This is a genomic window from Promicromonospora sp. NPDC059942, assembly GCF_042731755.1.
Lineage (GTDB): Bacteria > Actinomycetota > Actinomycetes > Actinomycetales > Cellulomonadaceae > Promicromonospora.
The window spans coordinates 91,936-106,115 of record NZ_JBHWLR010000012.1 but is presented as its reverse complement, the minus strand read 5'-3'; the positions used below and the strand labels follow the sequence as shown (position 1 = coordinate 106,115).

At 69.7% G+C, this 14,180-nt stretch carries 18 protein-coding genes; 7 read left to right on the top strand and 11 right to left on the bottom strand.

All coding sequences use genetic code 11. From position 1 onward, the window contains the following. Position 1: 1 nt before the first annotated feature. Positions 2 to 493, top strand: a complete 492-nt coding sequence (locus tag ACFV9Q_RS19510; protein WP_377235764.1) for a hypothetical protein — start codon at positions 2 to 4, stop codon at positions 491 to 493. Here ACFV9Q_RS19510 and ACFV9Q_RS19505 read toward each other — a convergent pair. The 5 genes from ACFV9Q_RS19505 to ACFV9Q_RS19485 form a co-directional block, all read right to left on the bottom strand. Then, a complete protein-coding gene (locus ACFV9Q_RS19505) occupies positions 490 to 1,347 on the bottom strand; it encodes a helix-turn-helix domain-containing protein (protein ID WP_377235763.1) in 858 nt (285 codons plus the stop codon). The two genes, ACFV9Q_RS19510 and ACFV9Q_RS19505, sit on opposite strands and share 4 nt — an antisense overlap. Then, positions 1,344 to 1,811, bottom strand: a complete 468-nt coding sequence (locus tag ACFV9Q_RS19500) for an NADPH-dependent F420 reductase (protein ID WP_377235762.1) — start codon at positions 1,809 to 1,811, stop codon at positions 1,344 to 1,346. The genes ACFV9Q_RS19505 and ACFV9Q_RS19500 overlap by 4 nt, the downstream gene beginning before the upstream one ends. Next, positions 1,808 to 1,999 (bottom strand): NAD(P)-binding domain-containing protein, encoded by a 192-nt coding sequence (locus ACFV9Q_RS19495; protein ID WP_377235761.1) that lies wholly within the window; start codon positions 1,997 to 1,999, stop codon positions 1,808 to 1,810. Before ACFV9Q_RS19495 ends, ACFV9Q_RS19500 begins: the two co-directional genes overlap by 4 nt. 42 nt (positions 2,000 to 2,041) lie before the next feature. Continuing rightward, the gene (locus tag ACFV9Q_RS19490; RefSeq protein WP_377235760.1) at positions 2,042 to 2,809 is read right to left on the bottom strand and encodes an SDR family NAD(P)-dependent oxidoreductase; all 768 of its coding nucleotides are present in this window, start codon (positions 2,807 to 2,809) and stop codon (positions 2,042 to 2,044) included. Between the two features lie 204 nt (positions 2,810 to 3,013). Further along, the gene (locus ACFV9Q_RS19485; RefSeq protein ID WP_377235759.1) at positions 3,014 to 3,814 is read right to left on the bottom strand and encodes an NADPH-dependent F420 reductase; all 801 of its coding nucleotides are present in this window, start codon (positions 3,812 to 3,814) and stop codon (positions 3,014 to 3,016) included. 187 nt (positions 3,815 to 4,001) lie between these two features. Here ACFV9Q_RS19485 and ACFV9Q_RS19480 point away from each other — a divergent pair, with 187 nt between their 5' ends. Continuing rightward, positions 4,002 to 4,868: a helix-turn-helix domain-containing protein gene (locus ACFV9Q_RS19480; RefSeq protein ID WP_377235758.1), complete on the top strand. Its 867-nt coding sequence runs from the start codon at positions 4,002 to 4,004 to the stop codon at positions 4,866 to 4,868. A gap of 22 nt (positions 4,869 to 4,890) precedes the next feature. Here the strand turns inward: ACFV9Q_RS19480 and ACFV9Q_RS19475 are convergent, their stop codons facing one another. Beyond that, on the bottom strand, positions 4,891 to 5,565 hold the full coding sequence (locus ACFV9Q_RS19475) for a Type 1 glutamine amidotransferase-like domain-containing protein (protein WP_377235757.1): 675 nt from the start codon (positions 5,563 to 5,565) through the stop codon (positions 4,891 to 4,893). A 248-nt stretch (positions 5,566 to 5,813) separates the two neighbouring features. Here ACFV9Q_RS19475 and ACFV9Q_RS19470 point away from each other — a divergent pair, with 248 nt between their 5' ends. Next, complete coding sequence (locus tag ACFV9Q_RS19470) at positions 5,814 to 6,704, top strand: multicopper oxidase family protein (RefSeq protein ID WP_377235756.1); 891 nt, start codon at positions 5,814 to 5,816, stop codon at positions 6,702 to 6,704. Here ACFV9Q_RS19470 and ACFV9Q_RS19465 read toward each other — a convergent pair. Further along, the gene (locus tag ACFV9Q_RS19465; protein WP_377235755.1) at positions 6,646 to 7,002 is read right to left on the bottom strand and encodes a DoxX family protein; all 357 of its coding nucleotides are present in this window, start codon (positions 7,000 to 7,002) and stop codon (positions 6,646 to 6,648) included. The two genes, ACFV9Q_RS19470 and ACFV9Q_RS19465, sit on opposite strands and share 59 nt — an antisense overlap. 37 nt (positions 7,003 to 7,039) lie before the next feature. Between ACFV9Q_RS19465 and ACFV9Q_RS19460 the strand changes: the two genes are divergently transcribed. Next, complete coding sequence (locus ACFV9Q_RS19460) at positions 7,040 to 7,594, top strand: TetR/AcrR family transcriptional regulator (protein WP_377235754.1); 555 nt, start codon at positions 7,040 to 7,042, stop codon at positions 7,592 to 7,594. Positions 7,595 to 7,655: 61 nt separating this feature from the next. Here ACFV9Q_RS19460 and ACFV9Q_RS19455 read toward each other — a convergent pair whose 3' ends face one another. Further along, positions 7,656 to 8,039, bottom strand: a complete 384-nt coding sequence (locus ACFV9Q_RS19455; RefSeq protein WP_377235753.1) for a MerR family transcriptional regulator — start codon at positions 8,037 to 8,039, stop codon at positions 7,656 to 7,658. Between the two features lie 65 nt (positions 8,040 to 8,104). On the opposite strand from ACFV9Q_RS19455, the gene ACFV9Q_RS19450 reads away from it, so the two are divergent. Beyond that, on the top strand, positions 8,105 to 8,974 hold the full coding sequence (locus ACFV9Q_RS19450; RefSeq protein WP_377235752.1) for an SDR family oxidoreductase: 870 nt from the start codon (positions 8,105 to 8,107) through the stop codon (positions 8,972 to 8,974). A gap of 6 nt (positions 8,975 to 8,980) precedes the next feature. Here the strand turns inward: ACFV9Q_RS19450 and ACFV9Q_RS19445 are convergent, their stop codons facing one another. Together ACFV9Q_RS19445 and ACFV9Q_RS19440 are read right to left on the bottom strand one after the other, a co-directional pair. Then, positions 8,981 to 10,198: a sulfotransferase family protein gene (locus tag ACFV9Q_RS19445; protein WP_377235751.1), complete on the bottom strand. Its 1,218-nt coding sequence runs from the start codon at positions 10,196 to 10,198 to the stop codon at positions 8,981 to 8,983. A 228-nt stretch (positions 10,199 to 10,426) separates the two neighbouring features. After that, complete coding sequence (locus ACFV9Q_RS19440; protein WP_377235750.1) at positions 10,427 to 11,407, bottom strand: hypothetical protein; 981 nt, start codon at positions 11,405 to 11,407, stop codon at positions 10,427 to 10,429. Positions 11,408 to 11,520: 113 nt separating this feature from the next. On the opposite strand from ACFV9Q_RS19440, the gene ACFV9Q_RS19435 reads away from it, so the two are divergent. Both ACFV9Q_RS19435 and ACFV9Q_RS19430 read left to right on the top strand, forming a co-directional pair. Beyond that, positions 11,521 to 12,222 (top strand): alpha/beta fold hydrolase, encoded by a 702-nt coding sequence (locus ACFV9Q_RS19435; protein ID WP_377235749.1) that lies wholly within the window; start codon positions 11,521 to 11,523, stop codon positions 12,220 to 12,222. Between the two features lie 108 nt (positions 12,223 to 12,330). After that, positions 12,331 to 12,921: a hypothetical protein gene (locus ACFV9Q_RS19430; RefSeq protein ID WP_377235748.1), complete on the top strand. Its 591-nt coding sequence runs from the start codon at positions 12,331 to 12,333 to the stop codon at positions 12,919 to 12,921. Between the two features lie 111 nt (positions 12,922 to 13,032). Here ACFV9Q_RS19430 and ACFV9Q_RS19425 read toward each other — a convergent pair whose 3' ends face one another. Beyond that, positions 13,033 to 14,145 carry an LLM class flavin-dependent oxidoreductase gene (locus tag ACFV9Q_RS19425; RefSeq protein WP_377235747.1) on the bottom strand — a complete coding sequence of 371 codons (1,113 nt, stop codon included), beginning with the start codon at positions 14,143 to 14,145 and terminating at the stop codon, positions 13,033 to 13,035. Positions 14,146 to 14,180: the final 35 nt, after the last annotated feature.

Below are 14,180 nucleotides of genomic sequence, written 5' to 3'. Positions count from 1 at the left end.
CATGCGTGCTGCCAGCATCGAGGCACAGCTGCGAACCCGGGCGTTCGCCCGCGTCATCGGTCCCTACGTCGCCACCTTCACCACCGTCTACGCGATCCGCCTGCCCGACGGGATGGAGGGCATCGGCGACCTGTTCGCCCAGCCGATCCTGGTCCTGATGCTCGGTGCCATGATGCTGCTGGGCGGCCTGATCATCATCGGCGGGCACCGGAGCTGGCGTGGCCCGCTCGCGATCACCGTGTCACTGTTCGGGTGGTTCGTAGCTCTCCGCGGGTTCGCCCTGATCGTCACGCCCGACGCGATGCAGACCGGGGTCGACGCCACCATGGACTCGCCGGCCGCGACGATCGCGGCCCGGATCTTCTTCGCCGCGCTGGCGGTCATGGGACTGCTGCTGACCTACGGAGGGTGGTTCACGAAGCCGACCGCCCCGCAGCCGACCGCTACGGAGCGGTACGCGGCGGAAGCCGCGACAGCCGGAGGCGGTGCCTAGCTGCGGTGCGCCGCTGAGGCAATCCGTTCGCGCAGCCGGTCGAGCTTGTCGGCGTCAGGAGTACCAGGCTCGGCCCAGTTGAGCACGATGTGCAGGTCGGCACAGTCGATCGTGAGGATGTCGCAGTCAAGAGTGATCGCGCCGAGCTCGGCGTGGACCACCGTCTTGCGCGACCGGCCGGTCGGGACGGTCTCGTAGCGAGCCCAGAGGTCGTCGAAGCGCGGGTTTGCGTCGCGCAGGCCGCTGATCAGCTCGGCGACGGCGCGGTCGTCCGGGTAGCGGTCGCGAGCCCGACGCAGGTCGGCCACCATCCTGCGCTCGAACGCGTCAGTCTGGTCGGCATCGCGCTCGACCCGCGTGGTGCCGGCCTGGTTCCTGGCGGCGAAATGACCCCAGGCGAGGTTGTTCGCGCGGGCATGGTGCTCGGTCGGACTGCCGAACAGCTCACCCCACAGCGGGTTCCACTGCACGGCGTCCCACGCGGCGGTGAAGACCGCCACCGGTGTATCGCTCATCCGGTCGATCATTCGCTGTACACCGCGGGGCACCTCGCTCGGCACCGAGCCCGACGGCGGGGCCACCGAGCCCGCCAGGCGGTAGAGCAGCTCCCGGTCGACCGCGTTCAGGCGCAGCACCTGCGCGAAGGCGCCGAGCACCTGGGGCGATGGGTTGGTGGCGCGACCCTGTTCGAGCTGCACCAGGTAGTCGACCGAGATACCGACCATCAGGGCCAGCTCCTCGCGTCGCAGGCCTGGCACCCTCCGGTCGCCACCGGCCGCAAGACCGATGTCGGAGGGCCGGACGCGGCCCCGCCACGCCCGGAGCGCGGCGCCGAGCTCGGTTTGCGTCTTCATCTGCCCAGTATGGACCGCGGCCTCTGGCATCCGAGTGGTACTGGAACTCGTAGGAACGTCGGGCGATGGGGTGCACCAGCAGCGACCACGATGGCCGGCGCAATCCGGTCGAGCGCGCCGTCGAACTGGTGCTCGGCGAGCAGATGCACGAGGACGTTGAGGTGCTCGATATTACGTGCGGAGGCCAGTGGGCCGGCGTCGAGCGCAGTGAAGCCGGCGTCATGCGCGAGCGCACGCACCTGGGTCTTGGCCGAGGAGTCGTCGCCGGCGAGGAATACCGGTGGCGTCGACGCCGGTGTGGGCCTCTGCCGTGCGTCGAGCACGGAAGCGGGCATGGTGTTGAACGCCTTGACCACGCGCGCTCCAGGGAACCGCCGCTGCAGTTCCTCGCTGGTGGACGACCGTGCCATGAAGTCGGCGTCGTAGGAGTGCTCGAAGTCGCTGCTAACCCGCAGTGGGTTCATGGAGTCGATGATGACCGCGCGGCCGCCTCGGCCGGTGTGCCGCGCACGGCTCGCGGGTTCTGCTCGAGGAACGTCTCCAGCTTCTCCTGGCCGGCGTCCTTCGCCACCATCACCTCGTGGCCGGCGGCGAGCCAGGCCCGTGCCAGTGCTCGTCCGATGTTTCCTGCGTTGACTACTCCGATGCGCATGTCTCTCCCCTGTGGGTGTGGCGAGTCTCCGTGCGAGCAGGGTCAGAGCTTGTAGCCGCCGCTCGCCTCGATGACCTGACCGGTCACCCAGCGGCCCTCGTCGGACGTCAGGAATGCGACCACCGCCGTGATGTCGGAGACCTCGCCGAAACGGCCCAGCGCGGTGTCCGCTTCGATCGCGGTCACCAGGTCAGTGTTCTCGCGCACCGCCGTGTTCATGTCCGTGCGCACCCATCCGGGCGCCACGGCGTTCACGGTGATCCCGCGTGGCCCGAGCTCCATCGCGAGCGTGTGGGTCAGGTTGTTGATGCTCGCCTTGGCCATCGAGTAGACGGGCACCGACCGCATGGGCCGGGTGCCCGCGGCAGAGGAGACGTTGACGACGCGCCCGCCGTCGGCGAGGCGGGACACCGCCGACTGCACCACGAAGAACGGCGCCCGCACGTGGACGGCGAACAGGGTGTCCCAGCTCTCGGGCGTGGTGTCCACCAGGCCGCCCCAGCCCGAGTTGCCCGCGTTGTTGACGAGCAGGTCGAGCGCCGTGCTCCCCGTACGCTCCGTGAGCTCGTGGTCGAGCTGTTCGAACAGGCCGGGGATCGAAGCGGCGTCGGCGAGGTCGGTGTGCAGCGCGAAGGCCTTCCCTCCGGCCTGCTCGATGGCTGTGACCGCCTCGTCGGCGCCGGCCTTGCTCGCGTTGTACGTGAGCGCGACGGTCGCGCCCTGGCTCGCGAGGCGCTCCGCGATCGAGCGGCCGATCCCCCGGGAGCCCCCGGTGACGAGAGCAGTCTTTCCGGAAAGTGAGTGCGACATGGAACGTCCCTTGGTCGGTAGTGATGGCGGCTGGATCTCTGGCCCGGGATCGGGCAGGCCCAATATCGATCCTGGGGCCGCCGGCGCGCGGGTGACAGGCGCCCGTGTTCCCTGGGATTCCGGGTACCACCCGGTGCCCTCCGGGCGGCTCGGCTGCTCGAGCCGGCTACGGACGCCGTCCGGAGGGCATGCATCTGCGGGTGGCTACTTCTTGATCGTGTTGCCGCTCGCCAGCGCCATGAAGATGGCGACGTGCGCCGGAGGCATGCTCGCGAGCGTTCCGCCGACGGGCGACGGGCGCACAGCGCTGTCGATCATCTTCCGAGCGGCCTCGGCCGTGACGGGCGGCACCGGGGCCTCGAGGTAGTGACGCTTCTGCTCGTCTTCGCTGAGCCCGTCCGGCACCACGGGCGCGTAGGGCCAGAAGTAGATCGGCGACTCGGGCTCGATGCGCCAGCTCTCGGCGAGCGAGCCGGCATCGATGACGTCGTAGCCGACGGATTCCAGGAACTGCGCCACGAGGCGCTTGGCGTCGTCGTCGTCCCCGGCGACCGGGATCGTCATCCGGTCGAGGTCACCTGCCGGGCGGGCGTTGGCGTAGATGTGGTTCCAGTCGAAGTTGTGCAGCCCCTTGATGACGATCGAGTCCTTCAGGTGACGCTGCACGAGCTCGCTCGAGGTGAGCGCGCCGCTGTCCAGCTCGGGTTGGCGCCAGAACTCGGGGTAGTAGTTCGTCTGGTCCAGGACCACCTTCCCGGCGAGCTTGTCGGCCGGCAGCGCCTCGTAGCCGGCGAGCGGAAGCGGGAGCGCGATGATGTCTCCCGCTTCGATCGCCTCGTCGACGGTGCCGGCACGTGCGAGCGGACCGAGCTCCCGGACCAGTCCCGAGATCGTCTCCGGACCGCGCGAGTTGCTGAGGACGACGTTGTGGCCGGCGTCGACCGCCAGGCGGGCGATCGCACCGCCGACCAGGCCGGAGCCGATGATTCCGATGGTCTGTGTCATCACGAGATCTTTCTTGTGCGAGGACAGCGGCATAGACCGCTGCGGAGGCCTGTCGAGCAGGCGGGCGGAGAGCCCCTCCTGCCGACGGGACCGATCCTCTGCGCGCCCCCGAGACGGCACCAGGCGTCGTTCTCGCTATGACTGGCAGTACCACCCAGGTTCGAGACCAGTCGCTCATACTGAGCAGATGCCCACCCTGACCGAGCTAGGCACCGCACTGCGCGCCTGGCGAGAGAGCGTCGCGCCGGCCGACGTCGGCCTACCGGCAGGTGTCCGCCGTCGGGTGCCCGGCCTGCGGCGTGAGGAGGTGGCGCTGATGGCCGACATCTCCTTCGACTACCTGGTGCAGCTGGAGCAGGGCCGCGCGGCGAACCCCTCCCCCCAGGTGCTGCGGGCACTGGCCGAGGTACTACGGCTGAACGCCGTGGACCGGGAGGTGCTCTACCGTCTCGCCGGTTCGATGCCGCCGCCCTCGGGCTCGGTCCCGAGAGCGATACCGGCGGGTGTCCAGCGCATGATCGACAGGATGAGCGACACACCGGTGGCGGTCTTCACCGCCGCGTGGGACGCCGTGCAGTGGAACCCGCTGTGGGGCGAGCTGTTCGGCAGCCCCGCGGTGCTCGACCCCGGAGCAGCGAGTGATGGGCAGGCTCCGAACATGGTCTGGGGACACTTCGCGGCCGAGCCACCGGAGGGAACCTCCGGTGTGGAGCGGGACACCGCACACACCGATGCGTTCGAACGCATGATGGTGTCCGACCTGCGGCGCGCCGCCGACCGGTACCCCGACGACCGCGCCGTCACAGCACTGATTGATGCCCTGCGGGCGTCCGCACACTTCGACGAGCTCTGGGCGCGCTACGAGACTCTGCCGCTGGAGGGCTCCCACAAGACCGTCGTCCATCCCGAGCTCGGTGCGATCACCCTGGACTGCGACATCCTCACCATCGAACGCGCGGACCTGCACGTCGTCATGAACTGGGCCGTCCCGGGCACTCCCGACGCGCAGAAGCTCGACGCCCTCCGCGAGCGCGCGGGCTCAGCCCCACACTGACGTCGTCACGCATGCGTGCGATCTACTGGCCGCCAAAGAGCTTCCAGCTCCCCTCGGACACGACCTCGACGGACCCGTCGACCACGACGAGGGCGGTGTCGTCGTCGATCGCGTACGCCGGACCACCGATCCCGACCGCCCACAGCTCGGCGGCGGCCATCGTGTTGTACGGCAGCATCGGGTGGTCGACGTGCGGGAACATCGAGAAGTCGACGACCCCCAGCGTGGCGTCCCCGCCTGACGGCGGCGTCCACCCGACGAAGAACTGCCCGATGCGGGGCGCCATCACCATGCTGCCCGCGCTCATCCCCACGTAGACCGTCTCGGTGAGCGACGGCAGGAGGTCCGCGACACCGGACTCCCGCATCCAGTGGTTCAGGTACAGGGCATCACCGCCCGCCACCAGCAGGACGTCCGCGGCCCGAAGCCTGGGGACCCAGTGCTCGCGGTCGATCGTGGGCAGCGCCGTCAGCTCCAGCACCCCCACGGACTTCCACCCGAGCTCGGTCATCGGCTCGGCAGAGCGTCCGGCGATGAAGTTCCACGCCCTGACTCCCGGACCGACCTCGGGATGCCCGTACATCGCGGTGGGGATACAGAGGGCGTCACACTCGGCGACCGGCCGACCGAGCAGGCCGAGCAGCGCGTCGTGGATGCTCGCGTTCTTGACACCGGCGGACGTGAGCAGAAGCTTCACGGATGTCTCCTTCAAGCGACGGGAGGGGAACGAACCGTAGACCCCGGGGCGCCGGGAGAATCATCGACGCCGCGACGGACCGCTCTGCCGTGGCATCCCGGGAGCTCGCGCCGGCGACCCGCGGGGCGGCCCCGACGTCGTGAGCACCCACGTCGAGCCGGGCGACGACGACCTCGGGCTGAGCGTGATCATGAGCGAGCGCCGTCAGCTGATCGGCGTTGCCTACCGGCTCACCGGCTCTGTGGCCGATGCCGAGGACGTCGTCCAGGAGGCGGTTCACGTCCGGCGGCGGCGGCGTGGCCAAGGCCGCCCTCCGCCCGATCGACGGCGGCGCGCAGATCGCGCGCTACGTGGTCGCGCTCGCCGACCTGGCGCCCGGTCTGACGATCGTTCAACGCACGGTGAACGGCAGGCTCGGCCTGGTAGCGCAGCGGGAGCTCGACCCGCAACCGTCGGGCGGCGGCGCGCTGGTGCAGGCCGGCGGCGACGGCGGCCTGCTGGAGCGGCCGCTCGCCCACGACGCGCTGGACATCGCGCCGGCGGAGCGGTTCGACGTCGACGTCGACTTCGCCAGGTTCAGGCCCGGCACGCGGGTGCGCCTCCTCAACCGCCTGGGCGAGGGGCGGACGACCGAGGTGATGTGCTTCGACGTCTCCTCGGCCCGCTCGGACGGCGACGCCCGGGTGCCCGAGCGGCTCTCGTCGATCGAGCGGCTGGACCCCGGCCGCGCCACGACCACGCGGACCTTCCGCTTCCAGCTCAGCGCGCACCACGGCTGGACGATCAACGGCGAACCGTACCGGCCGGGTCGCCCGTCGGCCCGCCCCCGGCTCGGCGACATCGAGGTGTGGCGCTTCATCACCGACGTCCACCACCCGGTCCACGTCCACCTCGACCCGTTCCAGGTGGTGGGGCGCAACAACGGCGGGCCTGGTCCGTACGACGCGGGCTGGAAGGACACCGTGGACGTGCGGCCCGCGGGAGGTGTCGGGGTGGCAGTCCGGTTCACGGACCACGCGGAGGCGTTCATGCTGCACTGCCACAACCTGGAGCACGAGGACATGGCGATGACGGCGGACTTCACGACCACGCGAACACGAGCGTCGCGACGCAGAGCAGGAGCATCCCCGTGGCGTTGAGGAACAGGTTCCGGCCGAAGTCGTGCGCCCTGACGTGCATGGCGATCGCGAGCACGAAGTACAGCACCAGGCAGGCGGTGGTGAGCACGCCCAGGCCTGGGATCCAGATGCCAGCCACGAGACCTGCGGCCGCGGCGAACTTGATCGGCGACGCCACCCACCAGTACTTGCGAGGAAAGCCGACGTCGTCGAAGCACGCGGCGATGAAGGAGGCAGGCTTGAGGCACAGGACGCCGTCCACGAGTGAGATCACGGCGAGCACGACGACGGGCCAGACAGGGTCGGGAAGCAGCACCATCCGCCGAACATACCATGCGGCATGGTATGTTCTATAGATGATTTCGCGCGAGCAGTGGATCGACGAAGGCCTGGTTGTTCTCAGCGAGCAAGGAACCACAGGCCTACGAATCGACAGGATCGCAGGGCGGCTGCGGCTGACGAAGGGCTCCTTCCATCACCACTTCGGCGGGATCGAGGACTATCGGCAGGCGATCCTGGATAGGTACGAGCAGGACTCTCTGGATGCGGTGGGACGCGCCCTGGCCGCCGTCGCCGACCTGCCGCCCCGGGACGCGCTGACACGGCTGCCGGACCACTTCTCCTTCGACCCCCGCCTCGAGGCCGCGGTCCGCGGATGGGCGTTCGCCGACCCGGCCGCGCGCACCGCGCAGGAGCGGGTCGACACGGCACGGCTCGAGTCCCTCACCTCTCTGTGGCGCGATGTCCTGCCCGACCCGGACCAGGCGCGCGTCGCCGCGCTGGTACCGCACCTCCTGATGATCGGCGGGTCGACCGCGTTGCCCACGCCGAGCCAGGCCGACATGCGCGCAGCGTTCGCGCTGCTCGCGACCCTTGTACCGGCCGTGGAAACGAGTGTGCAGCGGACCTGACCAGAGGCCCGGCAATGTCACGGGCCGCGTGCTCGGCCGCGGCCGGCCCGGATGATGGTGGCTAGACGTCAGGCGAAGGAGCCGACGCCAATGGCTGGGACAACCGCTGGTAGCGAGCCCGCAGCTCACGGGACTCCTGGTCCAGGTGCTCCCGCCAGCAGCGGGCCGCTCTCAGCTGGACCGCACGATTCGGAGCGACCCCTGCGGGCAGCTTGTGCAGGACGGACCGGATCGCGTCCAGGGACGCGCCCACGTCCTGCGACCACCGGATGAAGCGCACCTGAGCCAGGGAGACGTCGTCGAAACGCCGCTGGTTCCCCGGTGTGCGCCGGCTCCTGAGCAGACCGTGCTCATCCCAGAAACGCACGGTCGAGGCCTTGACCCCGGCGCGCCTGGCCAGCTCCCCCACGCTCATCTCCGGCTGCTGCTCACGGTGGTCGGCCACTCGACGAGCCTATCGAGCGACCCACGCGTTGACTTCGACCCAGGTCGAAGTCGCACGATCACCGCATGACTACCGGAACAGCAAGGGTCCTGGTCCTCGGCGCGACGGGGAACGTCGGTGGTGCGCTCGTCAGACGCCTGGCCGCCGGCCGGGAGGACGTGACGGTCCGGGCGATGGTCCGCGCCCCGGGCTCCGCCGACCTGCCCGACGGCGTCGAGGTGGTGCGCGGGGACCTGACGAACCTCGACTCCGTGCGAGCCGCGCTCCGCGACGTCGATCGCGTCTTCCTGGTCTGGCCGTTGGGCGGTGGCGAGCTGACGCGAGCAGTCGTCGACCTGATCACGGCACGCGTCCGGCGCGTCGTCTACCTCTCGGCGATCGGGGTCCGGGACGACGGCGGCTCCGCCCCCGACCCGATCCTCCAGTTCCACACCGACATCGAGCAGGCCGTCCGCGCCTCCGACGTCGAGTGGACGCTCCTGCGGTCGGGAGGGATGGCGGCCAACACCCTCGGCTGGGCGCAGCAGGTGCGGGAACGGTCGACGGTCAGCTGGGTCTACGGCGAGGGCGCCCGGGCGCTCGTGCACGAGGCCGATCTTGCCGAGGTCGCCGCGATCGCTCTGCTGACCGACCGGCTGGTGGGCGCCGTACCGGAGATCACCGGCCCCTCGGCGCTGACGCAGCGGGAACAGGCCCGCGCCATCGGGGCCGCCGTCGGGAGGACGGTGACCTGGGACGAGCTCCCCGCGCAGGAGGTCCGCGAGGCGCTGATGTCCGCCGGGTGGTCCGCGGCGACGGCCGACGGCGCCCTCAGGTCATGGGCGAGCACCGTCGACCGTCCCGAGGTCCCCACGCCCGACTACGCGGCCGTCACCGGCGCGACCGGCCGCCCCTTCGAGCAGTGGGCGATCGACCATGCCGGGGACTTTCGCTGATGCCTGTCACAGCTCGACGGCCGGGGTGGCGTCGCGCAGGTCGAGGCGGTCCAGCATGCGGTTGTACTGCGCGAAGGCCGCTTCGGCCTCGGCGCGGTCGACGTAGCGGGACAGGTCGTACTGGTGGGACGGGGCACCCTTCGGCCTGGCGATCACCTCGGCCAGGTGTTCCTGGTCGCGGGTGGTCCACCTCGCCCCGATCGCCGCGTACAGGCGGGGAACCACGGTGACCGGGTCGGCGGACAGCTTGTGGTAGGGCACGTCCACGATCGAGGACGGCGGCATGCTCATCCGCGCGGCCAGGCCGCGCTCGACCTGGGTGACCAGATGATCCAACGTGGCTCGTCCGATCGCCGCAGGGTCGGTCTCGTACAGGCACATCGCCTGCAGCGTCTCCAGGAGACTGGCGAACGAACCGATGACCGTGACGGGGTCACGGTGGGTCCACACGAACGTCGCGTCCGGGAACACCTTCTGGATGGTGTCCATGTCGCCCAGGTGCCCCGGGTACTTCAGCACCCACCGCTTGGGCTCGCGCCCGTGCTGGAGGACCTGCAGGCCGAGCTTCAGGTACTCGTACTCTGACGTCACGTCGTACTGGTCGGTGAGCCAGGCGCTGTAGGACGGCATCGGTCCGCGCTGCAGCGGCCACTGGGGTCCGTGCGCGAAGAACAGCACCGACTCCTCCGGCCGGTCGATGTACGTCGGGTGCTTGTGCTGCAGACCGGGAGCGACGAGCTCCATCAGGGACAGGGCCTGCTCGAGCTGCTTGATCACCCGCCGCGCCGTGAGCGGGTCGTGCAGGGTCGTGTGCTGCAGCTCCCAGGTCAGCGGACCGCGGTGATCCGGCGACTGCGCCAGGACCCGGTGGGCCAGCGTGGTGGCGGTGCGCGGCAGCCCGCACACGAACACCGGCGCGGTGATCTGCTCCTCGGCGACCTGCGGGTGCTCGGACAGCACACGGTTGACCCGCAGCCGGTTGGCGTACTTGCCCTTGACCTCGTTGAAGATCAGGAACCAGCCCAGCGGCGACAGCCGCGGTATCTCGGCTGCCCCGTGGAGGATCTGGCCGAGGTCGTCGGCGAACCGGCGGTCCTGGGTATCTTCGGTCTTCTCGACCTGAGCGACCGCCTTCGCCCAGGACCCGGCGGGGTCCCGGTAGCCCGTGACGAAAGGGCCCAGCGCAGTGTTCAGGACTCGGGTGGTACGTGGGGCACGGCTCACGACTCTCCTTGCTGGTAGCTGGGTCTGTGCGCTGGTGACCAGCGGCATCGTTCGCGCCTGGCCATCGGCACATACCGGACTATCGGGGCAGCCGCTGGTGGTCAAGAGGTGGTGCGCCATGCGGTGCACATTCACCCGCCCCGCGGGCACCGGGCGGCGGAACCGTCCGATGGAGCCACGACGACCAACGGCCCACCTCGCCGCGGCAGCTCTCGCACACCCCTATTTCTACGACGTGAGCCTCTCCAGCACATACCGGATTTCCGCACTTCGGCGGGCAGCATCCCTGATCTCTGGGATTTCCGTCGCCAAATCCAGTTCGCAGAACGGAAAACGAAAATAGTCCAACAGCCAGATCAGCTCGTCGTCATTGCGTGCGCTTGACCACAGCTCGCGGAAGATGAAGACGGACCGAAACACCGGCCCGCGCAACAGCACCTCCATGTCGATCGCAGCATCCCGGCGGCCCTCCTCGTCCAGCTCACGCACGTCTGTCCAAAAGCTCCTCGCGATGGCCACCCAGTCCGGCCGTTCGGGAGGTGGACCCGATGAACCATCCGCACGGCCGGCCAGATAGCCCTGATTCAGCATCTCGTCGCGAACCGGACCATCGACGTCGGTCCACCGATACAAGATCGGAAATTCATGAAAGATATCTCGTCGAGAGAACTCTTCGGCGAGCGCGGTGATCAACGAGGACTTCTCGTGAGCGTCGCGCGCTTCATCCCAGAGCCCGTCGAACAACACCCTGGCCTGGCGCTGGGAGAGTATCAACACGTTCGAGACAGCAATTTGGACGCCGTCAAAGATGAGATCATCCAGCACTTCTGTGTTGCGCCTGCCGAACCACCACAGTTCGACGGCGGCGTCCAGGTCGCGTATCTCAAAGTCGACATTGTCAACTCGCCATCGATGCTCCGGGTGGTCGATGTGCATCGGAGTGCCAGGCACACCGCGTAAGGAAACCTCAGAAGCCGGGGTCAAACCGGCCGCCTCCGGAAAACAGGAAGCAAGGTACTCGTGCTCGAATTCGGACTCGGCGCGCGCGACCAGGTGCGCGTACAGTCCAGCGCTGTCGCGATCCAGCGCCTCCATTCGGCGCAGCGCTCGACTTATGACGTCTCGCACGGCCGGGAAGCGAGTCTCCGACGGTTCGCACTGAACGATCCACCAGATAATTGATTCCAAGACGAACGGCGGGTTCGCCACAGTCCTTTACCTCCTCTGGGCAGAAGACGCCCATCTCTCGCGCTCGCTCGTTCCCGGAGATCCGCATGCCAGGCTCCCCGGAGGAGCTTGGACACGATCGATAGCATCGCGCAATGGACTCCACGGCAGTGACGACTCCGGACGGCACGAGACTCCATGTCGGCGTCCACGGAGCGGGGCCGGACGTCGTCGTGCTGTCCGGCGGGCCGGGCTGTGTCCACTACCTGTCGGCCGACGAGCTGGCTCCGCAGGGTTTCCGGGCTTGGTTTCCGGAGCCCCGCGGCGTCGGCAGGTCCGGCGGTGGCCCGCACACCATGGCGCAGGCCGTGGCCGACCTGGAAGCAGTGCGCGACGCCGCCGGCGTCGAACAATGGACCGTGCTGGGCCACTCCTGGGGCAGCGACCTCGCCGTCCGCTACGCACTCGACCACCCAGAATCGGTGGCCCAGGTCGTCGGCATCGCCGGGCACGGGCTGCACAAGGACCGCACCTGGTCCGCGCAGTACGAGGCGGGCAAGGCAACCGATGCAGCACCCGACATCGCCTGGTCTCCCGAGGTCCACGCCGCCCTCCAGGCATCGTTCCTCGACTGGATCCACGAGCCCGGGATCTGGCGGAAGCTCGCCGACTCTCCGGTGCCGATGACCTTCCTCGCCGCGGGCGCGGACATCCGCCCGTCGTGGCCGCTCGCGCAGCTGGGCGCGCTCGTCCCCGAGGCTCGATTCGAGACGGTTCCCGACGTGCCCCACGACTTCTGGCACACCCACCCTCAGCTGTGGCGCGAGGTCGTCACGGCAGCATGCGGCACGTCCTGACCGCAAGGACGCCGAGCGGGTGAACTCGCGGGTGAGATCGCCTTGCGAGCTCCGCAGTTCACGACCGCACGGCTCAGCGGGGTCCATCCCGACCGTAGGCTCGCCGCCATGAGTTGGTCCCTATCGCGCAGCGAGCCCTTTGCGTCGAGCTTCCCCGGTCGTCGCACCGGGCTGCGGGCGACATTCGCCCTCGCCGTGGCCGCAGGCATGACCGGATGCGGCGTCCCGGCAGGACCTCCGCCCGAGGACAGCGCCGCCGTCGGGCAGGCCCCCGAACGCTTCACCATCGTGCCCGACGACTACCACGTGCCCTACGCGAGCACCGCCGAGGACGGCCGCAAGTTCTTCCTCAGCGAGGAACTGTTCGACGGCGACTCCGCCTATGTCGGAGTGTTCTTCTGGAACGCGGACGGCACGTTCGACGAGATCCAGGTCGACGCAGTCCCCCGAGCAGACGGGCTTCCGCCCGGTCAGGCCGGGCCGTCCGGTTCGGACCACCTTGTCGACGCCCGGCTGGGAGAGCTCGGCGAGTACGTGCTCGAGCCCATCGAGGTCGAACCGTTCACCCAGGACGTCGACGGTGTCACGTTCGGCTGGAACCTCGACAGGTACGAGGACGGCACCTACTTCATCAGCGTCATGCCGGGCGACTTCATCGCCTACTACGAACCCTGGGACGGGCTCGGGTACGACACCTAGACCGGGCAGGGCCCCCGGACGCGCGTCGTCCGCACGGGAGGCCCGGTACGGCGGCCCCGGAGTCGCTCGTGCGGGCGGTCAACGACGTCGACCAGCCTTCGTGAACGGCGACTACGCCCTGGAGGCCGGGCTCAATCCCATGACGGGATTCCTGTTCGTCGAGTCGCGCGAGGACAGCCCCGCGCCCCTGCCTGTGCGGACCTCGTCGTGCGGCGTCAGGCCGAGGGCCGCGCGGGCGCCCAGCCCAGCAGCGGTCCGAGCCGCGTCGCCAGGTCGGTGAGGATCTGCACGTAGTCCGGCTCGTCGAAGGTGAACGGCAGCGCGAACGCGACCTCGTCCACGGCCTGGAAGCCGGCGTGCGCGCTCAGCCGTTCGGCGAGCTGCTCGGCCGGCCCCACGAGGTCGGGCGCGAACAGCATGCGCCGCGGTGCGCGGCAGGCGGGCCGCCGCGTACGCCTCGTACCGGGCGACCTGGTCCGGCGTGGCGCCGTCCGTGGGGATCACCACCAGGCCCTGCGAGACCCGGGCCGCCTGCCCGGCCGGGTGGGCGGCGCGGAACAGCTCGATCTGCTCGCGCTGGAGCGCCGCGAAGTCCGGGCGCTCCGCATCCCCGGCGTCGAGCACCGAGGAGGTCAGGAGGTTCATGCCCGCCGACCCGGCCCAGGCCGCCGACGACGCCGAGGCCGCGCCGTACCAGACGCGCTCCCGCAGGCCCGGCGAGAACGGCTGGATGCGCGTGGAGTACGTCTCGATGCCCTCGGTCCCCTCGAACGTGGAGACCGCGCCGCCCGACAGGTTGTGCAGCAGCCGCTCCACGCGCGCCTTGGAGAAGTCCTCGTGCTGCCACGTGGTCGGGTACAGGTGGTCGCGCAGGTGGTCCCAGTGGATCGGCGGGCCCACGCTCACCCCGGGGTTGAGCCGGCCGCCGGAGAGCACGTCCACCGTGGCGAGGTCCTCCGCCAGCCGGAACGGGTTCTCCAGGCCCAGCGGGGTCACGGCGGTACCGAGCTCGATCCGGCTGGTGCGCTGCGTGGCCGCGGCCAGCACTGCCACCGGGGACGAGATGCCGTGCTGCAGGTGCCGGTGGCGCAGCCACGCGCTGTCCAGGCCGAGCTGCTCGCCGAGCTCGATGAGCCGCAGGGTGGCCTCGTGCCCCGCACGAGGGTGGTCCGGGTCGAACAGACCGATGGTCAGGAAACCGAGCTTGCGCAGGGGTCGCGTCACGGGGTCAGTGAACCACGGCCGGACGACGGCGCCGG